This window comes from Yoonia sp., assembly GCF_036007805.1.
Classification (GTDB): Bacteria; Pseudomonadota; Alphaproteobacteria; order Rhodobacterales; family Rhodobacteraceae; genus Yoonia.
Genome location: NZ_DASYOK010000249.1, coordinates 1 through 22,531, shown reverse-complemented (window position 1 = coordinate 22,531; position 22,531 = coordinate 1). Strand labels below are relative to the sequence as shown.

Genomic DNA, 22,531 nt, shown 5'->3' with positions numbered 1-22,531 from the left:
TTGATGTCGCCGCCCGACGCTTCCGGCAATGTCGTGCCCCAGAATGGCACTTCAAATTGGTTATGCAAAGGCAGGTTCGACCAGCTTCCAACGACGGACAGATCTTCGGCCATTGCCGGTGCCGCCAGTGCCGTGCTTGCCGCGAGGATGGATATGACTTTCTTCATGGTTTGGTCTCCTTGTTGGGTCGTTTGATTATTGTTTTAGAATTGTTGTTTCCGCGTCCTCGGCCACATCGGCGATAAGCATATGACCAGGGGAATGGGTAATGCAGAGCGGCAGGCCCGCGTCCAGCAGGACATTTTGAGGTGTCACACCGCAGGCCCAGTAAACCGGCACTTCTCCATCCCTGATTTCAACCGCGTCACCCCAATCAGGCTGCATCAGATCGGCAATGCCGATCTTTTCGGGATCACCAACCGCAATCGGCGCGCCATGGGCCTGAGGGAAGCGGCGACTGATTTCATGCGCTTGGGCAACCTGCTGTTCCGGAATGGGACGCATGGTGACCACCATTTGGCCGTGAAACCGGCCTGCTGGCACCAAATCAATATTCGTGCGAAACATCGGAACATTCAAACCGCTCTCGATATGCCGCACGGGTATGCCAGCACGCACAAGCGCATTTTCAAAGGTAAACGAACAGCCCAGCGCAACTGTCACCAGATCATCAGCCCATTCATCACTGATATCCATGACTTCATCACTTAGAGTGCCATCTCGGAACACACGGTATTTCGAAACATCAGTGCGGATATCAATGTCATGGCCCAGCGTCGGCAGCGCGGGATTGCCGGTATCGCTTAGCCCGACAACCGGACACGGTTTGGGGTTGCGCTGGCAAAACCGCAGGAAATCCAGCGCATAGCGCTCTGGCAAAATGGCGAGATTGCATTGTAGTTTGCCTGCCGCCAGCCCCGCCGTGTGTCCCGCATACGCCCCTGACCGTATCGCTGCACGCACGTTAACCGCCGTAGCGGCGATCAGGTCGGTATGAGAAACAGGTTTCGCGTTCATGGCAGCTCCGCTCTTCTGGGCAAAGCATCACATGCCGTGGCTCTTCCACGCAAATTATCATTTTATATCATTACTGATAAAATATATGAATTCATCTCGCATGCTGCAGATCCCAGTCCTTCGCCACTGTCCGAGCAATTTTTGCACTTGTTTCAATAAGAAAGCTGCGCGGTTCAGACAGATATGAGGCAGTAAAATCCAGCGGACTGGGGCGAAAGCCGGGATCGAATTCAACGATCCGGCCAGCAGACAACAGATCATCGGCCAGCGCGCGCGGATAAGGACCAACGGCGATTCCCGCCGCGATCATCTTGAGGCTGGCAGACAGTGAGGCCGAAGAATAGACCCGCAGCTTGGGCCCGATCCGGCGCGACAGTTCCGACATCAGTTCACGATGAGGCCGTGTCTGGCTGGAATAGGAAATGATCGGGATCTGGCTGAGGTCCTCTTGCGGGTTGGATGCGGCACGGTACCAATGCAAATCAAAGGCAGGCAAGGCGACGTTTTCAATCGAAAATTCAGAAACAGGCCCCATCAACAGCGCCAAATCAAGTTTGCGGTCAAGCAGATCAGCGCGCAGGTTGAGCGAAATATCAACCGCGAGGTCCACGTTTACACGCGGGTATTGCTCACTAAAGGCTTTCAGGAAATCGGGTAGCCAGGCTTGGGCGATGGTTTCAGATGCACCGACACGGAACAACCCTTCTGTTTCGGAAGGGTTCGCCACACGCTGTTTGATTTCTTCTTCGACGAACAACATCTGTTCGGCGTAGGACAGCAAAAGCGCGCCATGTTTTGTCAGAACCGGTTCCCCCAGGCCACGCTCAAAAAGAGGCACCCGTAGTTCCTGTTCAAGGTTCGAGATGCGGGTCGAGACAGCGGGCTGCGACAGGTTGAGCCGTTCGGCCGCTTTGCGAAAGCCACCGAGGCGGGCCACCCAGAGGAAGGTCTTGATCTGATCAAAGGTCATGACCCATTCATATATTGGATCACGGCAGCCGCAAAATGATAAAACAGTCAATCTGTGACGGATGCTGCCAGCCATACGTCAGTTGCACAAACGCGCAAAAAAGGCCCCCGCAAAGCGAGGGCCTTTCTTAATTCAGAGAAACGCTTGTTTATGCGTCGTCCTCGGACGTGTCAACGGCGGTGCCAAAGACCTGATCTTCCTCGGACTGCGCTGGCATCTCCATCGGGGCTGCAAGGCGTGCCGCCTCTTCGGCTTCCTCGCGGCGCGCTTCGATCACGACATTGTCGCGATCTGCAGCAACACGGCGGATTTGCTGTGTTGCACCACCGGTACCGGCAGGGATCAGACGACCAACGATCACGTTCTCTTTGAGACCAATCAGCTTGTCGCGCTTACCCTGCACGGATGCTTCGGTCAGAACGCGTGTCGTTTCCTGGAACGATGCCGCAGAGATGAACGAACGGGTCTGCAACGACGCCTTGGTGATACCCAACAAGATCGGCTCGCCTGTCGCAGGGCGGTCGCCCCGCGCAACGGCCTTTGCGTTGGCTTCATCAAACTCTGCCTTATCGACGTTCTCGCCTTTCAGCAGAACGGTGTCACCACTGTCCTGAATCTCCCACTTCTGGAGCATCTGGCGCACGATAACTTCGATGTGCTTGTCGTTGATCTTCACACCCTGCAGGCGGTAAACGTCCTGCACTTCGTCGATCATATAGTCTGCAAGGGCCTCGACCCCCATAACCGCAAGAATATCGTGCGGGGCCGGGTTGCCATCCATGATGTAGTCACCCTTCTGGACAAAGTCACCTTCCGCAACCGGAATGTGCTTGCCCTTGGGCACCATGTATTCGACCTTGATATCTGCATCATCCGAGGATTCAATCGCGATGCGGCGCTTGTTCTTATAGTCCTTGCCAAAGCGCACATAACCATCGATTTCGGCGATGATTGCGTGATCCTTTGGACGACGGGCCTCGAACAGTTCGGCCACACGTGGCAGACCACCGGTGATGTCTTTGGTCTTGGCACCCTCACGTGGGATGCGTGCGACAACATCACCCGCCTTGATCTCTTCGCCGTCTTCAACAGACAGAACAGCATCCACAGACATCGGATAAGCAACAGGGTTGCCATCCTCTTTGAGGACAACTTCACCGTCTTTACCCAGAACGATGATCTTCGGAGCAAGCTCATTGCCCTTTGGTGCCGCACGCCAGTCGGACACGATGCGCTGGGTCATACCCGTTGCATCATCGGTGTCCTCGCGGACTGCGATACCGTTCACCAGATCGACATATTTCGCTGTACCAGAGGCTTCTGCGATGATCGGGAGTGTATATGGGTCCCATTCAAAGAGCTTGTCGCCGCGAAGCACATCTGCGCCTTCCTTGACAAACACCTTGGAGCCATAACCCACCTTGTGGGTCGCACGCTCTTCGCCCTCGGAGCCAAGGATTGCCAGAACCATGTTCCGGCCCATGACCACCATTTCGCCAGCTGCGTTTTCAAGCAACTGCGCGTTACGATATTCGATCTTGCCGGGCTGAGAAGCCTCAAGGAACGACTGCTGGCCACCTTGGGCAACACCACCAATGTGGAATGTCCGCATTGTCAGCTGTGTCCCGGGTTCACCGATGGACTGAGCCGCGATGATACCGACGGCCTCGCCGATGTTTACGCGGGTACCACGGGCCAGATCACGGCCATAGCACATCGCACAAACGCCATCTTCGCTTTCACATGTCAGCGGGCTGCGGATACGCATTTTGCCAATTGCTGCTGCGTCGATCATGTCGGCTTTGCGCTCGTCGATCAGCTCGCCTGCTTCGACGATCACTTCGTCTGTTCCCGGCTTGATGACGTCGTCCGCAGAGACACGGCCCAGCACACGCTCGGCCAGTGATGCAACGACTTCACCATCGTTCACGGCGGCCTCTGCAGTGATCGCACGCTCGGTTCCGCAATCGACTTCACGGACGATGCAATCTTGGGCAACGTCCACCAGGCGACGCGTCAGGTAACCCGAGTTCGCAGTTTTCAACGCCGTATCCGACAGACCCTTGCGGGCACCGTGGGTCGAGTTGAAGTACTCAAGAACGGTCAGACCTTCCTTAAAGTTCGAGATGATCGGCGTCTCGATGATCTCGCCGTTCGGCTTGGCCATCAGACCGCGCATACCGCCCAGTTGCTTCATCTGCGTGACCGAACCACGCGCACCCGAGTGGGCCATCATGTAAACCGAGTTCGGCTCACCTTCGGCACCATCCGCCAACAGCGGTGTAGTCGAGATTGTGGTCATCATCGCGTCGGTGACTTTGTCGTTGGCCTTTGACCACGCATCGACAACTTTGTTGTACTTTTCGCCCTGTGTGATCAGGCCGTCCATGTACTGCTGTTCAAAGTCTTTTACCTGCTCGCGTGTTTCATCGACCAGTGCCCACTTGGTGTCAGGAACAACCATATCGTCCTTACCGAACGAAATGCCTGCCTTGAACGCTTCGCGGAAGCCCATGGTCATGATCTGGTCGCAGAAGATGACGGATTCTTTCTGGCCACAGTAACGGTAGACGGTGTCGATGACCTGCTGCACTTCTTTCTTGCGCAGCAGACGGTTGACCAGCGCAAACGGCGCCTTGGCATTCAGCGGCAGCAACGCACCCAGACGCAAACGGCCCGGTGTGGTTTCGAACCGCGTCATGACTTCGTTGCCTTCGTCGTCGATCTGTACCATCCGCGCGGTGATCTTGGCGTGCAAGTGCACTTCACCAGCGGTCAGCGCGTGCTCGACCTCTTCGATATCCGCGAAGGACATGCCCTCACCCTTCATGCCATGACGCATGATGGTGGTATAGTAGAGGCCAAGGATCATATCCTGTGATGGCACGATAATCGGCGCACCGTTGGCAGGCGACAGCACGTTGTTTGTCGACATCATCAGAACGCGCGCTTCCAACTGGGCCTCAAGGCTCAGCGGGACGTGGACCGCCATCTGGTCACCGTCAAAGTCGGCGTTGAACGCAGAACAGACCAGCGGGTGCAACTGTATGGCCTTGCCTTCGATCAGGACCGGTTCGAACGCCTGAATGCCCAAACGGTGCAGCGTTGGCGCACGGTTCAGCATGACAGGGTGTTCGCGGATCACCTCATCAAGGATATCCCAGACCTCCGGACGCTCTTTTTCGACCAGTTTCTTGGCTTGCTTCACTGTGGAAGAAAGACCTTTGGCTTCAAGGCGCGAATAGATGAACGGCTTGAACAGTTCGAGCGCCATCTTTTTCGGCAAACCACACTGGTGCAACTTCAGTTCCGGGCCAGTCACAATAACCGAACGACCGGAAAAGTCGACGCGCTTACCCAAAAGGTTCTGACGGAAGCGACCCTGCTTACCCTTCAGCATGTCGGACAGCGATTTCAGCGGACGCTTGTTGGCGCCGGTGATCACGCGGCCACGACGGCCGTTGTCGAACAGCGCATCCACAGATTCCTGCAGCATCCGCTTTTCGTTGCGCACGATGATGTCAGGTGCGCGCAATTCGATCAGACGCTTCAGACGGTTGTTGCGGTTGATCACACGGCGATAGAGATCGTTGAGGTCAGAGGTCGCAAAACGGCCACCATCAAGCGGGACAAGCGGGCGCAGCTCTGGCGGGATCACTGGGATCACGGTCAGAACCATCCACTCGGGGCGGTTACCGGACTCAAGGAAGCTCTCGACGATCTTCAAACGCTTGATGATCTTTTTGGGCTTGAGTTCGCCTGTCGCCTCTTTCAGGTCCGCACGCAGCGTTTCCGCCTCGGACTCCAGATCAATCTGGGCCAGCATTTCGCGGATCGCTTCGGCACCGATATTGGCTTGGAACGCATCCATGCCATAAAGGTCCTGCGCGTCGTTGAACTCTTCTTCGGTCATCAACTGGCCGTAGCTCAGGTCAGTGAGGCCGGGCTCGATCACCACGTAGTTTTCAAAGTACAGGATGCGCTCAAGATCACGCAGCGTCATATCCAGCATCAGGCCGATGCGGGATGGCAGCGACTTGAGGAACCAGATGTGCGCCACAGGTGCGGCCAGTTCGATGTGGCCCATCCGCTCGCGGCGGACCTTTTGCAGGGTGACTTCCACACCGCATTTTTCGCAGACAACACCGCGATACTTCATGCGCTTGTATTTACCGCAGAGGCATTCGTAATCCTTGATCGGGCCAAAGATACGCGCGCAGAACAGACCGTCGCGCTCTGGCTTGAACGTGCGGTAGTTGATGGTCTCGGGCTTTTTGATCTCGCCGAAGGACCACGACAGGATCCGCTCGGGCGATGCCAGCGACACCTTGATTTCGTCAAACGTTTTTGCCGGTGTGAGCGGGTTAAACGGGTTGTTTGTCAGTTCCTGGTTCATCTTCAATTCCTTGAATTGGGGTGCGTTGGGGAGGGAGGCAGACTTTCAGCGAAAGTCTGCCGGCAAAGTCTCGATGAGACTTTGACTATTCCTCATCCTCCGCATCCAGGAGTTCCATGTTGAGGCCGAGGCCCCGGACTTCTTTCACGAGCACGTTGAACGACTCAGGCACGCCAGCCTCAAAGTTGTCCTCGCCCTTGACGATGCTTTCATAGACTTTCGTCCGCCCTGCCACGTCATCCGACTTCACAGTCAGCATTTCCTGCAGGGTGTAAGCCGCGCCATATGCTTCCAATGCCCAGACTTCCATTTCCCCGAAACGCTGGCCACCGAACTGGGCTTTACCACCCAGAGGCTGCTGCGTGACAAGGCTGTATGGGCCTGTGGAACGTGCGTGGATCTTGTCGTCGACCAAGTGGTGCAGTTTCAGCAGGTACTTCACACCCACGGTCACTTTGCGCGAGAACTGCTCGCCCGTGCGACCGTCGAAGAGAACCGACTGACCCGAGGTGTCGAAACCGGCACGCGTCAGCGCGTCGTTCACGTCAGCCTCTTTTGCGCCGTCGAAAACAGGCGTCGCGATTGGCACACCATTGACGACATTGCCTGCTGCTTCGACAAGGTTGTCCTCATCCATACCGGCGATGCCTTCTTCGTAGACATCATCGCCGTAGGCAATCCGCATCGCTTCACGCACAGGTGTCAGATCACCGGAGCGGCGGTATTCACCCAGCGCTTCGTCAATCTGGATACCCAGACCACGCGCGGCCCAACCCATGTGTGTTTCAAGGATCTGACCGACGTTCATACGCGATGGCACGCCCAGCGGGTTCAGACAGAAGTCCACCGGTGTACCGTCCGCAAGGAACGGCATGTCTTCCATCGGCACCACCTTGGAAATAACACCTTTGTTGCCGTGACGACCGGCCATCTTGTCGCCGGGCTGCAGCTTGCGCTTCACAGCCACAAAGACTTTGACCATCTTCATCACGCCCGGTGGCAGATCATCGCCGCGGCGCACTTTCTCGACTTTATCCTCGAACCGCGCATCCATTGCACGCTTCTGGATTTCGTACTGTTCGTTCAGTGCTTCGACGATTTTCGCATCATCTTCGTCTTCCATGGCCAACTGCCACCACTGCCCACGGGACAGCTCAGTGACGCTTTCCTCAGAGACAATCGAACCAGCCTTGAAGCCTTTTGGCCCCTTGGCGGCTTTCTTGCCCGAGATGATGTCCCACAAACGCGCATAGATGTTGCGATCAAGGATCGCCAACTCGTCGTCGCGGTCACGGGCAAGGCGTTCAACCTCTTCACGTTCGATCTGCAGGGCACGCTCATCTTTTTCCACGCCATGGCGGTTAAAAACGCGGACCTCGACCACGGTACCAAAGTCACCGGGTGGCAGGCGCAAGGAAGTGTCACGCACATCGGATGCTTTTTCACCAAAGATGGCGCGCAGAAGCTTTTCTTCCGGCGTCATCGGGCTTTCGCCTTTCGGTGTGATCTTGCCGACAAGGATATCCGCTGGGCCGACTTCGGCACCAATGTACACGATCCCCGCTTCGTCGAGGTTGCGCAGGGCTTCCTCGCCGACGTTGGGGATATCGCGTGTGATTTCCTCAGGCCCAAGCTTTGTGTCACGGGCGGCGACTTCGAATTCCTCAATGTGGATCGAGGTGAAGACGTCGTCGCGCACGATACGCTCCGAGATCAGGATGGAGTCTTCGTAGTTATAGCCGTTCCACGGCATAAACGCGACGACCACGTTCTTGCCAAGGGCCAATTCACCGATGTCGGTAGATGGACCGTCCGCAATCACCTGACCTTTTTGAACCATATCACCCACCTTCACCAGCGGACGCTGGTTGATGCAGGTGTTCTGGTTCGAACGCTGGAACTTGCGCATGCGGTAGATGTCAACGCCCGCGTCACCCAGCTCAAGGTCGGATGTTGCGCGGATCACGATACGCTGCGCATCGACTTGGTCAATGATACCGCCACGTTTCGCCATAATCGCCGCACCACTGTCGCGCGCAACCACTTCTTCGATGCCGGTACCCACCAACGGGGCCTCGGCCTGAAGCAATGGAACCGCCTGACGTTGCATGTTCGAGCCCATCAAGGCGCGGTTGGCGTCGTCGTTTTCAAGGAACGGAATCAATGACGCCGCAACCGAGACCAGCTGCTTTGGCGACACGTCGATCAGGTCCACGTTCTCACGTGGGGACAGCGTGTAATCACCGTTCTTGCGTGTCGAGACCAGCTCGTTGTTGAACGATCCATCAGGTGCCATATTCGCGTTGGCCTGCGCTACGGTGTGGCGCATTTCCTCGGTTGCGGACATGTACTGAACGTCGTCTGTGACCTTGCCATCAACAACCTTACGGTAGGGTGTTTCGATAAAGCCATATTTATTCACGCGGGCAAATGTCGCCAGCGAGTTGATCAGACCAATGTTTGGACCTTCCGGTGTTTCAATCGGGCACATGCGTCCATAGTGGGTCGGGTGCACGTCGCGCACCTCGAAGCCCGCGCGCTCGCGTGTCAGACCGCCAGGCCCAAGTGCGGACAGGCGACGCTTGTGCGTCACCTCGGACAGCGGGTTGGTTTGGTCCATGAACTGCGACAGCTGCGAGGAACCGAAGAATTCACGCACAGCAGCGGCGGCCGGCTTGGCGTTGATCAGATCCTGCGGCATCACGGTGTCGATTTCAACCGAGGACATACGCTCTTTGATCGCGCGCTCCATGCGCAGCAAACCAACACGGTACTGGTTTTCCATCAATTCGCCAACGGAACGCACACGACGGTTACCAAGGTGGTCGATATCGTCGATATCGCCCTTGCCATCACGCAGTTCGACCAATGCTTTGATACAGGCGACGATGTCTTCCTTGCGCAGGGTGCGCATCGTGTCTTCGGCATCCAGATCAAGGCGCATGTTCATTTTCACGCGACCCACAGCAGACAGGTCATACCGCTCGCTGTCGAAGAACAGTGTGTCGAAGAGCGCCGAGGCGCTGTCAACGGTCGGCGGCTCGCCGGGACGCATGACGCGGTAGATATCCATGAGCGCGGTTTCGCGGTTCATGTTCTTATCGGCCGCCATCGTGTTGCGCATATACGCGCCCACATTGATGTTATCAATGTCCAGCACAGGGATAGACTTGATACCCGCATCGACCAGATCCTTGAGTGTACCACCGATGACTTCGCCATCTTTACCCATCTCAAGTGTCAGCTCGTCACCGGCCTCAACGTAGATCGCACCGTTCTCTTCATTGATGATGTCTTCTGCGACAAATTTGCCAACGATGTTTTCGTAAGGCACCAGCAGCTCTTTGACGTCACCTGCATCAATCAGCTTCTTGACCGAACGCGGCGTAACCTTTTCACCGGCTTTCGCGATGACTTCACCGGTTTTCGCATCAACCAGATCAAAGGTAGGCCGTGTGCCACGAACACGCTCCGGGAAGAACTTGGTTGTCCAGGCCTTGCCCTTTTTGTCCAGCTTGTATTCGACGGTGTCGTAGTAGGCATTCATGATGCCTTCCTGATCCAGACCCAGTGCATAAAGCAGCGTCGTTACAGGCAGTTTGCGACGGCGGTCGATCCGGCAGAACACGAGGTCCTTGGCGTCGAACTCAAAGTCGAGCCAGCTGCCGCGGTATGGGATAATGCGGCAGGCAAACAAGAGTTTACCAGAAGAGTGGGTTTTGCCCTTGTCATGGTCAAAGAAAACGCCTGGCGAACGGTGCATCTGGGATACGATCACACGCTCGGTGCCGTTGACAACGAAGGTGCCGTTCGGTGTCATCAAAGGCATATCGCCCATGAACACGTCTTGCTCTTTGATGTCTTTGACGGACTTTGCACCTGTGTCTTCGTCCACTTCAAACACGATCAGACGGAGGGTCACCTTGAGCGGCGCGCTATAGGTCATGTCGCGCTGCTGACATTCCTCAACGTCGTATTTCGGCTTTTCCAGCTCGTACTTGACGAATTCAAGCACAGCGGTTTCGTTAAAATCCTTGATCGGGAACACCGACTGGAAGACACCTTTGATGCCTTCGCCGTCAAGTGGCGTTTCGCTGTCGCCGGAGCGCAGGAACAGATCGTAAGAGGATTTCTGAACCTCGATGAGGTTCGGCATTTCAAGCACTTCACGGATTTTGCCGTAGTACTTACGCAGGCGTTTCTGACCAAGGAAAGTAGAAGCCATGTGCGGTGTCACCTTTTGTTTGTCTCTCGAGTTCCACATCGCCCGGGCCGCGACGCTTCACCCATTTGACCGGGGGTTCTAAAGTCTATTCGTGGCTGCCGTCCCACCGGCACCCTCCCGACTTTTGGAACCTACCCAAGAGGACGGTCAACGCATTGGCCGACCTCTAAGACAGGTTTGGCTGGACCCACAAAATGCGAGTCCAGCCTTGTTTACAGGGCGAATTGTGCTTCGCCAAAAGCGGGCTTAGGCCAGCTCGACCTCGGCGCCAGCTGCTTCCAGCTTTGCTTTGATCTCTTCGGCTTCGTCCTTGGACGCGCCTTCCTTGATTTTGCCGCCAGCTTCGACGAGGTCTTTGGCTTCTTTCAGGCCAAGACCTGTGATGCCGCGGACTTCTTTGATGACGTTGATTTTGGATGCGCCAGCATTCTTGAGAACGACGTCGAATTCTGTCTTCTCTTCTGCAGCCGCACCAGCGTCACCAGCAGGACCAGCCATCATAACAGCGCCACCGGCTGCTGGTTCGATGCCATACTCGTCCTTCAGGATGGTTTTCAGTTCTTGTGCTTCGAGAAGTGTCAGACCAACAATCTCTTCAGCCAGTTTTTTCAGATCAGCCATTTTATGCTTTCCGTTCGTTTTAAGTGTGTTCCAACGTGAGGGCACGCCCCCAAGTCAATTCAGATGCTTTATGCAGCTTTCTCTTCGATGGTTGAGAGAATGCTTGCGATGTTCGAAGCAGGCGCGCCAATGGCCCCGGCGATGTTGCTTGCAGGTGCACCGATGCAGCCCACGATAGAAGCAATAAGCTCCTCACGGGATGGCATACCGGCAACAGCTTTCACACCGTCAACGTCCAGCGCTGTATCGCCCATAGCACCGCCGAGAATGACAAGTTTGTCGTTCTCTTTGGCATACTTGTCGACAACCTTCGCAGCAGCGACGGGGTCTTCCGAGTAAGCGAGTACAGTCATGCCTTCGAGGTAGGCGGCGATGCTTGCGCAAGGCTTGCCCTCGAGGGCGATTTTGGCGAGCTTGTTCTTGGCAACGCGCACGGACCCGCCTGCATCACGCATGTGCGCGCGCAGATCCTGCATTTCAGCAACTGTCATGCCTTCGTAGCGGGCAACCACTACAACGCCAGAGCTTTCAAAGATCTGGCCGAGATCGTCGACCAGCTGTTCTTTTTGTGCTCTATCCACAGTTTTACTCCAAGTTTGGCGCCGGATTTGATCCCGGCACCGGCTCTACTTTTGTCAAACGGCTCAGGCCGCCCAACAGTCTACAGTCCATGTGCAAACGGGGCGAGCCAGAGGGAACCGAGGAGAGCCTCAAGAATTCTGGTCTTCCCGTCTCAGGCAGGAATTAATGGCATGAGGCCAACCCACCGTCTCGGACGAATAAAGGCCCAGACGAATCAATCGCGCGGGCCTGAGAGACCGTTTAGTGGTGTATGAGCAGAATGCCAAGTGCCGCACCTGTTTTATTAAGGTTTTTTGTTACTTGGACCTCTCCACACTAACCTCCTGTAAAGGTGTCGGCAGATAAGATGCGGCATGAATGATAAATCTGACGTACCGCATCGTAATCTCGAAGACTTTGCCGGCATTGCGTCGGACTGGTTCTGGGAAAGCGACGCAGACCACAGATTTACCTACTTCTCTGGACGGATCGAAGAAGTCACGCGGATCTCCAGTGCGTCCATGCTCGGCAAGAGGCGCAATGCAATCGGCCATCACCACGTGGGCGATGCGAATTGGGAGGCGCATTTTGCCGATCTGGATGCGCACCGGCCCTTTCGGAACTTTGAATACTGTATCGAACGGCCCTCGGATGGATCACTGATGTGGCTGAGGGTGGCAGGCCACCCTGTTTTTGACAAGGACGGGACATTCATCGGGTATCGGGGCACAGGACACGATATTACCGCCGAGAAAGAGGCGATCCAGCGCCTCGTCACAGCAAATAAAGCACTGGCGGAACGCAACCGTGAACTGGACGACGCACGCTTGGCGCTTGAATACGCAGCCTACCACGACCCGCTTTCCGACCTCTATAACCGGCCGGCCTTTGAACGTGACCTCGCGCGGGCGCTGGCTGCAGAAAACAAGGCCGTCGGCCTGATACATATCGACCTTGACCGCTTTAAATGGGTCAATGATAGCCTAGGCCATCACGTAGGTGATGCCGTACTTGTCGAAACCGCCAAACGCATCAAGAGCATACTGCCTGATTTTGGCAGTGCTTACCGGGTAGGCGGCGACGAATTCCTGATCATTTTGATCCAAGATGCGACGACAGAACTCTGCACGTGGATTGGTGACACAATCATCGAATTGATGACGATCCCGATAGAACACGAGCAGCAGATCGTAAAAGTCGGTGCCAGTATCGGTGTGGCGAGCGGACAATCCGGACACATCTCAACTGAGCAACTCATCGCGCAGGCAGAGTTTTCGCTTCAGGAAGCCAAGACGAGCGGACGTAATACAGTGCGCCACCTGACCCCGCAAATACTTGAAGCGATGCACCTGCGTCGCAGCTTCGCCGCGGAAATACCCCGCGCGCTCGAAAAAGGTGAGTTCATACCGTATTTCCAGCCACAGGTGCATATTGGGACAGGCGCGGTTGTTGGCGCCGAAGCGCTGGTGCGATGGAACCACCCAATACGCGGCATTCTTGGCCCCGCCAGCTTTCTTCAAGCCGCAGGCGAGCTTGGGCTGATCCCCGCTATCGATCAGATCATGCTGGGGGAAACCCTTGCCGCCACGACGCGATTGCGGCAGCAAGGGTTCATGCTGCCATCTGTGTCAGTAAATGTGAGCGGTGCGCGGTTGTTGGACCATTCCTTGATCAAGGACATCGAAACGCTTTGGCAGGATCGCCGCTGCAAACTCTGCGTCGAGCTTTTGGAGACCATTTACTACGACGAGGTCGGAGAGAATTCGCGACTCTATGCGAACCTCAAGAAGCTGCGCGACCTTGGTGTTCGGATCGAAACAGATGATTTTGGCAGTGGTCGCGCGTCGATCACCGGTTTGCTGACTGTCCGTCCTGACCGGCTCAAGATCGACCGTGCCTTGATTCAGGCAGCAGTCAAAGACCCCATCAAGCGCAGCGTTGTCGCCGCAATATTTGAAATGACACGCGCCCTGGGGATCGAAGGCATGGCCGAGGGCGTGGAGACGCAAGAGGATATCGCATCAATCCGCGCATTGGGATGCAACATTTTTCAGGGATATGCTGTGTCCCATCCGCTGACAGAGGCCGAGCTTGCGACTTACCTTGGCGCACGACACTGCACCACAGAAACGCAAACGGCAGGCCAATTTGGCCTGCCGAAGTCTGCTTCAACTTGAAGCCAAAGTTCTAGTTGCCGGTCGCAGACGCTACGTCAACAGATACGCCCGGGCCCATTGTCGAACTGACGGAGATCTTTTTCATATAAGTCCCTTTTGCGCCCGTCGGCTTGGCTTTGCCAACCGCGTCAACAAAGGCTTTCATGTTCTCTTCGATCTGCTGAGCAGAGAAAGAGGATTTGCCGATACCGGCGTGAACCACACCAGCTTTTTCCGCTTTGAACTGAACCTGACCGCCCTTGGCTGCTTCCACAGCTTCCTTGACGTCCATGGTCACTGTGCCAACACGTGGGTTTGGCATCAGGTTACGTGGGCCCAGAACCTTACCCAGACGGCCAACAACGGCCATCATGTCAGGTGTCGCGATGCAACGGTCAAAATCAATCTTGCCGCTCTGAACAGTTTCCATCAGGTCTTCTGCACCAACGATATCCGCGCCAGCCGCTTTCGCTTCTTCCGCTTTCTCGCCACGCGCAAATACAGCCACGCGCACGGTTTTACCTGTACCATGTGGCAGGTTCACTGTGCCGCGGACCATCTGGTCGGCATGACGTGGATCAACGCCCAGCACCATTGCGATTTCGACGCTCTCGTCGAACTTCGCGTTGGCGTTGTCTTTCACCAAAGCAGCCGCTTCGGACACTGTAACGTTCTGTTTGCCTGCGAATGCAGCACGTGCTGCAGTTGTACGCTTACCAAATTTTGCCATTACTTCACCTCGATGCCCATAGAGCGAGCGGAACCCGCGATGATCAGCATTGCACCCTCGATGGACGTCGCGTTGAGGTCCTTCATTTTGGCTTCTGCGATTTCACGAACCTGCTTGCCAGTAATTGTTCCTGCAACAGCCTTGCCAGGTGTCTTGCTGCCAGACTTCAGGTTCGCGGCCTTCTTGATGTAATAAGACGCAGGTGGCGTCTTGATTTCCATCGTGAACGACTTGTCCTGATAGTATGTAATCACTGTCGGGCATGGGGCATTCTTTTCCATGCCTTCTGTCTTGGCGTTGAACGCTTTACAGAATTCCATGATGTTGATGCCGCGCTGACCCAGTGCCGGGCCGACGGGTGGGGAAGGGTTAGCAGCGCCTGCAGGAACCTGCAGTTTGAGCGTACCCATAATCTTCTTGGCCATGAAGCCATCTCCTATTCCAACGCCCTTTGGTCGCGACCGCAGGGCTTTTCGTTGTGTGGTCCGGTCCGGCGCACGCGTGCACCTCGCCTCCCACATGAGTGCCGCCTCCAGGGCGACAAGTGCGCCGTTTAGTCGGGCAACCCCCATTTAGCAAGTGGTTTTCGGCACGAATGCACTGAAAATCTATCGTTGCGGCAGCCAATAACGCCCACGTGATCCACCACGGCGTTGCCTTTAGGGAAACCGTAATAAATCGATCCCAAAGGAAAGCGCGATGACCTATACAAAAGCTCAGATCATTTTTCACTGGCTCACTGCGGCGGTTCTGCTCGTGATGGCGTTCACGGGCCTCGCATATTCGTATGACTGGATTGATGCAGGCACGATGCAATTGCACCAGATCGCAGGTCAGATTTTGATCGTTCTGGTCGTTGCCCGCATGATTGCCCGCTTCTGGCACCCTGCAACGCCAGCCGCCAAACCCCACCATCCGCTAGAAGCTGCTATGGCAAAAATTGTCCATGTCGGGCTTTATCTTTGCCTGATCGCCTATCTGGTGACCGGATATATCGCCGCCTCGGGCCTGCGCGATCCCCTGCTGATCGCGGCCGTCGACCAAAGGTTTGCGCGCTCAGACACGGGCGAGTGGTTTCTTGAGGCGCATTTCACGCTGAAATGGATCCTCTTGGCGCTGTTTGCAATCCACATCATCGCCGTTCTGAAACACAGGTTTTGGGACAAAGACCTGCCCTTGTCGAATATGACGCTCACCCCACGAAAGGAATGACCATGCAAAAAATGACCCGCCGCCATGTGATGACGACAATTTCCAGCACAGCTGTTTTGCTCTGCCCTGCAATTTTGAATGCGCAAACGAACTTTGAGGCCGAATGGGCCGGCCTGCCAGAAGACCGCCCCACAGGTGAAAACCAATTGATTGCAGTGTCCGCTGGCGCGGCCGAGGTCGAGATCTCGGCGTTGCAACCCGGTGAAGTCGCCGTGATCGCGCGCCCGACAGATGACGCAGAATTTTCGGCAACGGGCATGATGCAATATGTGGCGGTGCATCGGCGCACGGCAGAACAGGTCGCCTTTGGCACGGCGAATGATCGGGCGGGTACGGTCCAGAACCCCGAATACTTTGTCGTGAACCTGCTTTGCACGCACCGTGGCAAGGCCATTGGTCTGACAGGCAACCCGGACGCGCCTTTTGCCTGCCTTGACCGCGGATCGCGGCACGGGTCGGTTTATAATGCCGTCGGCATGGGTGTCGCAGGCGCATCAGAAGGCGAATACCTGTCGATCCCTGACTACAAGCTGACAGCAGACGGCGGGCAGGTTGTGCTATCGCTGGCCTAGGCACCGCGACACCAGACACGAAAAAGGGGAGCGTCAGACGCTCCCCTTTTTCTATCTCTGCGGTCGCTGTTACTGCTTGGAGACCTGCGTAAATTCCAGCTCGACCGGTGTGGCGCGGCCAAAGATAGACACGGTCACCTTCAGGCGCTGGTTATCTTCGTCCACTTCCTCGACCATACCGTCGAAGTCTTCGAACGGACCATCGTTGACTTTGACCTTCTCGCCGATCTCGAAGTGGATGAGCGTGCGTGGCGCATCTTCGCCCTCTTGGACGCGGCCAAGGATTGCCTGTACTTCGGCATCGCGCATCGGCATCGGGCGGCCTTGCGGGCCCAAGAAACCGGTGACGCGGTTGATCGAGTTGATCAGGTGATAGCCCTCGTCCGACATTTCCATGTGGACCAGAACATAGCCCGGCATAAAGCGGCGCTCGGCGGTCACTTTCTTGTTGCGACGGATTTCGATCACTTCTTCGGTTGGCACCAGGACCTCATCGATCTGATCGCTGAGCCCCTGCTCTTCTGCCTTTGTGCGGATCGCTTCTGCAATCTTCTTCTCAAAGTTCGAGAGAACGCTTACCGAATACCAACGTTTGGCCATCTGTCAGAGCACCTTGTCGTCACGCAGCCCGAGGGCCGCTATTGCATTTCAGTTCGGCAGTTGAACCGCCAGTCCCGAAAATAAAAGCGGCGTGCAACTTGATTCGCCGCACGCCATTTTCGGAAGTTGTTGGCTCTTACCGCTGCCTTACGGGGTTTTCAAGAGGCGGGCGGGAAAAGCGGCGTATTAGCTGCCAAAGTACGTCAGAACGCCGTTCAGGCCGGTCCGGATCAATAGATCGACCAGAAAGAAAAAGATCGCTGTCAGCGCGGCCATGATAAATACCATGATCGTGGTCATGACCACTTCGCGCCGGGTCGGCCATACGACTTTGGCCACCTCTGAGCGGACTTCTTGGATGAACTTGACGGGATTGGCGAGTGCCATGGCTGATCGTCCTTTGTAAAAACATGATGGACTTACGGCCTCTGCCCCACAAATTCAAGCCCGTAAGGAAGGCTGCGTGATCGTGACACGTCAAAGCAGGTCCGGACGCAGCAAGTTAACGCCATCCATCTGTGCAATTGCAGCGATCTGGCGCGCGTAGGCCGCATCACTGATAGCGTGTTCTTTTTCCGAGAACCCGTCAAAGGGCGGATGTCCATCTTCGACGGGAAGCGCTTTACGGGCCGCTCTGGCAGAATTCTCCCCGGTCACGTCGCCCGCCTGTTCCAACACCTGCGCGACAGCAGCGGCAGACAAACCGCGATTGACGCGGCGCCGTGGTGGAGTAACCGATGCCGCAGCATCCTGCCCGACCAGTCCGGCGATGATTTGCGGAAATAGGGTGCCATAATCCTCATATCGCCAGACCGTGACAGCCCCTACGCCACGCGCAGCACGCAAACGACTGACCAGATCAACCCAATCGACAGAGGCTATTCCATGGCTCTTTAGATAATGCTTCAGCGGTTGCACCCTTCCACCCAGAAGAAGCTGGCAATAGGCCGAATTGAGAAAGGCCGTCGGGCGGCGGACGGCGAGGTGGATATCAATGCTCTGGCCCATCGCCGCTGACAACCCCGTGATCCGCGCGTCGGCGACCTTGTACCGGCACTTCATCTTGCGGCCGTTCGGCGTGTTCAGCGCACCGATAAAGTTTTCCTCGCTGAAAACCAACCGATGACCATCCTTGCGCAGCCCTGCCAATTGGTCGGCAGCCGACCGATTGACCAGATCATCCGCCGCTTGATGTTTGAGCCCGAAGAGCGATTGCAAAGACCGCCCCGGCAATCGCAGCGTATCAGGGCCGTAATACTGCACGCCCAGCCCTGCCAGTTGACCCGCAGCAGATCTCAGCGACCGTTGCAGATGTGTCGTGGCTGTCTTGTGCGCCCCGATATGGAACGCAACGGAAAGAGGCTTGGCTGTCATGGAAACTATATGAACCTCCGCGCACCATAGTGTCGGTGATCTGGTCTGGCAGGGGCACCAGGACTTGAACCCGGGACCTACGGTTTTGGAGACCGCCGCTCTACCAACTGAGCTATACCCCTACGACCGAATAGCGGGGTAGTCCGAAACGAAAGCAGGATCAAGAGGGAAGGTGCAGTGAAACGATCAAGGCCGTTCGATTTCGGTTTGGGAACAAGATGTGCCACATAACCCTCGGCACAATCCGTATCCGAACAGCCCCTCGCACGCAAAGCCTTACAATAGAAATGTAAAATGGCGGGCTTCTGTACAATTCATGCAGGCCCTAGTGGAATTATGCACACGGACAGCGCAGATGACACTGCGCAGCTTGTGTTCCGGTGCAGACCTGCGAAAACTGGACCCCAAACTTTACCAAAGGCAGACACCCCAAATGTCACTGCGCAAACGCATCGAGAATTCAGAATGGCTCGTGAATGTGGTTGGACGTTTGGTTTTGTTCTATCTCAATCTGGTACATCGGACGACACGCTGGCAGTCCGAGGGCGTTGACGAATTACGTGCTGCAATGGCGCAAGGTCCTGTCCTGCTTGTGATGTGGCACAGTCGGCTGATGATGATCGCGCATCACTGGCCCGTCGAGAGCGGATCACTCTCCAGCCTGCATGATACGTCACCAATCGCGCGGGTCGTCGGGGCGGTTCACCAACAATCAGGGCTGCGCCCGATGAAAATGTCCGCCAGGGTTTCAAATATCGTGGCATCACGCACTGTCCTGAAACGCGTGAAGGACGGCGTGAGTATCGGATTGACGGCTGATGGACCACTCGGGCCCGCGTTACAGTTGAAAGATCCGCCGCTTGAATGGGCGCGCGCGACCGGATTGCCGATTTTTTGCTACGCTTTTTCAACTACCCGTCAGCGACGCGCTGCGTCATGGGATCAACTGCTGGTACCACGACCATTCGGCAAAGGTGCCTATGTCTTTGCCCGCTTTCCCCAAAAAGTACCACGCAAGCCAGACGCGGACGAACTGGCAAATCTCCGTAAGGATATCGCAAGTTTCATCGACGCCAAAACAGCGCGTGCGGATGCGCTAATTGATCTGCCGCACGGCCCCTAGACTGTCGCGCGCCTGAAGAACAGCAAACACACCGCAGCCGCAAACGACATCCCTGCCCCGGCCAGTATCGCCATTCCCGCATCACCTGCTGCGTCAGCCAGACCGCCGCCAAACCGTGGGCCCATCATCATCACGACATAGTAGATCGTAAAAAAGACGCCCATCCCCAACGAACGCGATTTCGGCGTAAGCACATCTCCGGGCAAGGTCATTACCGGCCCCGCGCCCAATGCGAACAAGATGCCCAACACGCAAAATACGGTGAGCGCCAAGGCCGGAGCATAAAGGATGACAGGCATCAAGACTGCAAAGCTGATCAGGCTAAGATAGATAATCGCATCCTTGTGGCCGGTCCGATCCGCAAGAATGCCACCAATAGGCAACGCGATAGAAAACAGCACCATGAACAGACTGGTCACAGAGCCCGCTTGCGTCAGCGACCACCCTTGCTGCACCAGAAGAGCAGGACCAAAACTGAACACCATCGCGAGCGCGGTGTTGTAGAGCGCCCAAACCAAACCCGCCAGTGTCAGCGCAACATAGGGAAATGACACCCGTTCCAGCGTAGCGGTCGTCACCTCAATCCCCTCTGGAGAATGATAGAACAGCGCAAGGATCACAAAGGCGGCGGCAACCAAGCCCCAGAGCGTCCACCACGCGAAAGCGATGCCACCGGCATTGGCCAATCGAGGCAGGAGCATGAGTGCAAGCGCGATCCCGACAGGCCAGGAATTGATGTAGATCGCCATCGCTGTCGAAATTTCACGACCCGCAAACCAATCCACCAACATCTTGGTCATAAGGACGTTCAGGATCACGCCGCCGGTCCCCATGATGAACCTACCAGCCACCAGCACATTCCAGCTCTCGGTCACTGCGACCATGGTACCTCCGAGCAGCATCAAGAGAAGACCGGCACCCACGATACGTTTGTCACCAAATCGGGCAGCCACGGCACCGCCAGGAAGAGCAAAGAAGATGCCCGGCGCAAAATAAAGTCCGATCAGAAAGCCAATTTCGGCCAATCCGATGCCGAACGCCTCCATCAAGAGCGGCGACAGCGCAGCAACGGCCTGAAACTGGAAAGCCATTGTAAGCCGTGCGAAAAACAGGATGGCCAGAATCAGCCAGCGATTTGAGGTCATGCATCACCCTTCCCGACATTCACCGTTGGCGCAACTGAAACGCAGATCACAACCCACGGCCACTGGGCCTTCAGTGCAGATGCGTTTGCGCGATGACGCGGCTGACTTTACGCGGCACCGCTTCGAAGCTTGGCCAGATCAGCGCCGACAATCGCGGCCTCTTGGGCAACAATCCTGTCGATCTCCCAATCCCACCACGCGATCTCAAGCAGGGCTGCAATCGTCTCATCGTTAAACCGCATCCTGCTGATTTGCGCAGGGTTGCCCCTGACAATCGCGTAATCCGGGATTTGTCCGCTTACAACCGCACCTGCCGCAACGATCACGCCGTTGCCAATCCGGGCACCGGGTAAAATGGTGGCACCTTGTCCGATCCAGACGTCGTTGCCGATAACAGTATCGGGTCCGGGATCAGGCATGGAAGGGCCGTCCGGGCCAGTGCCTGTAAAGATCATAAAGGGAAAAGTCGAAAACCCATCGTAACGATGGTTCGCCGACGACGTGATAAACGTCACGCCATCCGCCAACTGGCAGAATTTCCCGATCCGAAGCTTCTCGGGCGAAAACGCATAGAGGTAGGGCGCGAGATGCGCGGCCCAATCATCGGGTGGCTTGTGCGCGCTGGCATATGTGTAGTCGCCAATCTCGAACCGCGGTTGATCAACAGCTGCGGAAAGAAAGACTGTGCCTTCATGTGCGTTGCCGTCAGGCAGAACAACCGGATTTCGGGTTTTGGGGGATGGAAAGGTCATGGGACATCCTTGTGCTGAATTGAGAAAAGGTTACAGCGTTGAATGATCCATGTCGGCCTCCATTGGTTACGCAAGCCGCTTAGCACATATCAGCGAAAATCAAAAGGCCGCCTCGTTTCCGAAGCGGCCTTTCGTTTGTTCTTTCGCGTTAAATCGGGGGAAAACCGGACCGACGGGTTACTCGACGATCTTCGAGACAACACCGGCGCCGACGCGGCGGCCGCCTTCGCGGATCGCGAAGCGCAGGCCGTCTTCCATCGCAATCGGTGCGATCAGCTCGACGTTGAACTTCAGGTTGTCGCCCGGCATCACCATTTCGGTGCCTTCGGGCAGAACAACTGTGCCGGTCACGTCAGTGGTCCGGAAGTAGAACTGTGGACGGTAGTTCGCGAAGAATGGTGTGTGACGGCCACCCTCTTCCTTGGTCAGAATATAGGCTTCTGCCTCGAACTTTGTGTGCGGGTTCACAGAGCCCGGCTTACACAGAACCTGACCACGCTCAACACCTTCACGGTCAACACCGCGCAGCAGGGCGCCGATGTTGTCGCCGGCTTCACCACGGTCCAGCAGCTTGCGGAACATCTCGACGCCTGTGCAGGTCGTCTTGGTGGTGTCGCGGATACCAACGATGCTGATCTCGTCGCCGACGTTGATCACGCCACGCTCGATACGGCCGGTCACAACAGTACCACGGCCAGAGATCGAGAACACGTCCTCGATCGGCATCAGGAACGGCAGGTCAACCGCACGGGCCGGTGTCGGGATATATGTGTCGACAGCTTCCATCAGCGCACGGATCGAGCTCTCGCCGATCTCCGGATCACGCTCTTCCAGTGCAGCCAGCGCCGAACCCGGGATCACAGGAATGTCGTCGCCGGGGTACTCGTAAGAGGACAGCAGTTCGCGGATTTCCATCTCGACGAGCTCGAGCAGCTCTTCGTCATCAACCTGGTCAACCTTGTTCATGTAAACGACCATGTAAGGGATACCAACCTGACGGCCGAGCAGGATGTGCTCGCGGGTCTGTGGCATCGGGCCGTCGGCTGCGTTCACAACCAGGATCGCGCCGTCCATCTG

The 22,531-nt window shown here is 56.3% G+C and carries 18 protein-coding genes and 1 tRNA gene; 4 read left to right on the top strand and 15 right to left on the bottom strand.

All coding sequences use genetic code 11. The features are described from left to right. Positions 1 to 195: 195 nt before the first annotated feature. The 6 genes from VGP75_RS13525 to rplJ form a co-directional block, all read right to left on the bottom strand. The gene (locus tag VGP75_RS13525) at positions 196 to 1,017 is read right to left on the bottom strand and encodes a putative hydro-lyase (protein ID WP_327544172.1); all 822 of its coding nucleotides are present in this window, start codon (positions 1,015 to 1,017) and stop codon (positions 196 to 198) included. A gap of 91 nt (positions 1,018 to 1,108) precedes the next feature. Beyond that, on the bottom strand, positions 1,109 to 1,987 hold the full coding sequence (locus tag VGP75_RS13520) for a LysR family transcriptional regulator (protein ID WP_327544171.1): 879 nt from the start codon (positions 1,985 to 1,987) through the stop codon (positions 1,109 to 1,111). A gap of 148 nt (positions 1,988 to 2,135) precedes the next feature. Then, positions 2,136 to 6,383, bottom strand: coding sequence for a DNA-directed RNA polymerase subunit beta' (gene rpoC / locus VGP75_RS13515; protein WP_327544170.1), 4,248 nt, complete (start codon positions 6,381 to 6,383; stop codon positions 2,136 to 2,138). An 85-nt stretch (positions 6,384 to 6,468) separates the two neighbouring features. Further along, positions 6,469 to 10,608, bottom strand: coding sequence for a DNA-directed RNA polymerase subunit beta (gene rpoB / locus VGP75_RS13510; RefSeq protein ID WP_327544169.1), 4,140 nt, complete (start codon positions 10,606 to 10,608; stop codon positions 6,469 to 6,471). 246 nt (positions 10,609 to 10,854) lie between these two features. Next, complete coding sequence (rplL, locus tag VGP75_RS13505; RefSeq protein ID WP_055296195.1) at positions 10,855 to 11,229, bottom strand: 50S ribosomal protein L7/L12; 375 nt, start codon at positions 11,227 to 11,229, stop codon at positions 10,855 to 10,857. A 68-nt stretch (positions 11,230 to 11,297) separates the two neighbouring features. Further along, positions 11,298 to 11,810, bottom strand: coding sequence for a 50S ribosomal protein L10 (gene rplJ / locus VGP75_RS13500; RefSeq protein ID WP_327544168.1), 513 nt, complete (start codon positions 11,808 to 11,810; stop codon positions 11,298 to 11,300). A gap of 354 nt (positions 11,811 to 12,164) precedes the next feature. Here rplJ and VGP75_RS13495 point away from each other — a divergent pair, with 354 nt between their 5' ends. Continuing rightward, the gene (locus tag VGP75_RS13495) at positions 12,165 to 13,967 is read left to right on the top strand and encodes a putative bifunctional diguanylate cyclase/phosphodiesterase (protein ID WP_327544167.1); all 1,803 of its coding nucleotides are present in this window, start codon (positions 12,165 to 12,167) and stop codon (positions 13,965 to 13,967) included. 10 nt (positions 13,968 to 13,977) lie between these two features. On the opposite strand, the gene rplA is transcribed toward VGP75_RS13495, so the two are convergent. Both rplA and rplK read right to left on the bottom strand, forming a co-directional pair. Continuing rightward, positions 13,978 to 14,676, bottom strand: a complete 699-nt coding sequence (gene rplA / locus VGP75_RS13490) for a 50S ribosomal protein L1 (protein WP_327544166.1) — start codon at positions 14,674 to 14,676, stop codon at positions 13,978 to 13,980. Further along, positions 14,676 to 15,101, bottom strand: a complete 426-nt coding sequence (gene rplK, locus VGP75_RS13485; RefSeq protein ID WP_327544165.1) for a 50S ribosomal protein L11 — start codon at positions 15,099 to 15,101, stop codon at positions 14,676 to 14,678. The genes rplA and rplK overlap by 1 nt, the downstream gene beginning before the upstream one ends. A 274-nt stretch (positions 15,102 to 15,375) precedes the next feature. Between rplK and VGP75_RS13480 the strand changes: the two genes are divergently transcribed. Both VGP75_RS13480 and VGP75_RS13475 read left to right on the top strand, forming a co-directional pair. Beyond that, positions 15,376 to 15,888 carry a cytochrome b gene (locus VGP75_RS13480; RefSeq protein ID WP_327544164.1) on the top strand — a complete coding sequence of 171 codons (513 nt, stop codon included), beginning with the start codon at positions 15,376 to 15,378 and terminating at the stop codon, positions 15,886 to 15,888. Between the two features lie 2 nt (positions 15,889 to 15,890). Further along, positions 15,891 to 16,460 (top strand): Rieske (2Fe-2S) protein, encoded by a 570-nt coding sequence (locus tag VGP75_RS13475; protein ID WP_327544163.1) that lies wholly within the window; start codon positions 15,891 to 15,893, stop codon positions 16,458 to 16,460. Between the two features lie 69 nt (positions 16,461 to 16,529). On the opposite strand, the gene nusG is transcribed toward VGP75_RS13475, so the two are convergent. The 4 genes from nusG to VGP75_RS13455 all read right to left on the bottom strand — a co-directional run bounded on the left by nusG (position 16,530) and on the right by VGP75_RS13455 (position 18,556). Continuing rightward, on the bottom strand, positions 16,530 to 17,060 hold the full coding sequence (nusG, locus tag VGP75_RS13470; protein ID WP_327544162.1) for a transcription termination/antitermination protein NusG: 531 nt from the start codon (positions 17,058 to 17,060) through the stop codon (positions 16,530 to 16,532). Positions 17,061 to 17,246: 186 nt separating this feature from the next. After that, positions 17,247 to 17,447, bottom strand: coding sequence for a preprotein translocase subunit SecE (gene secE / locus VGP75_RS13465; protein ID WP_327544161.1), 201 nt, complete (start codon positions 17,445 to 17,447; stop codon positions 17,247 to 17,249). 90 nt (positions 17,448 to 17,537) lie between these two features. Further along, positions 17,538 to 18,434 (bottom strand): hypothetical protein, encoded by an 897-nt coding sequence (locus tag VGP75_RS13460; RefSeq protein WP_327544160.1) that lies wholly within the window; start codon positions 18,432 to 18,434, stop codon positions 17,538 to 17,540. Between the two features lie 46 nt (positions 18,435 to 18,480). Then, positions 18,481 to 18,556: transfer RNA gene (locus VGP75_RS13455), tRNA-Trp, on the bottom strand. Between the two features lie 233 nt (positions 18,557 to 18,789). Between VGP75_RS13455 and VGP75_RS13450 the strand changes: the two genes are divergently transcribed. Continuing rightward, a complete protein-coding gene (locus VGP75_RS13450; RefSeq protein ID WP_327544159.1) occupies positions 18,790 to 19,557 on the top strand; it encodes a lysophospholipid acyltransferase family protein in 768 nt (255 codons plus the stop codon). Here VGP75_RS13450 and VGP75_RS13445 read toward each other — a convergent pair. The 3 genes from VGP75_RS13445 to tuf all read right to left on the bottom strand — a co-directional run. Further along, entirely contained in the window at positions 19,554 to 20,702 is a 1,149-nt protein-coding gene (locus VGP75_RS13445) for an MFS transporter (RefSeq protein WP_327544158.1), read from the bottom strand. The genes VGP75_RS13450 and VGP75_RS13445 overlap by 4 nt on opposite strands. Before the next feature lie 107 nt (positions 20,703 to 20,809). Next, on the bottom strand, positions 20,810 to 21,454 hold the full coding sequence (locus tag VGP75_RS13440; protein WP_327544157.1) for a CatB-related O-acetyltransferase: 645 nt from the start codon (positions 21,452 to 21,454) through the stop codon (positions 20,810 to 20,812). A 177-nt stretch (positions 21,455 to 21,631) separates the two neighbouring features. Beyond that, the coding region (gene tuf / locus VGP75_RS13435) for an elongation factor Tu (RefSeq protein WP_327544156.1) at positions 21,632 to 22,531 on the bottom strand (900 nt) is incomplete at its 5' end.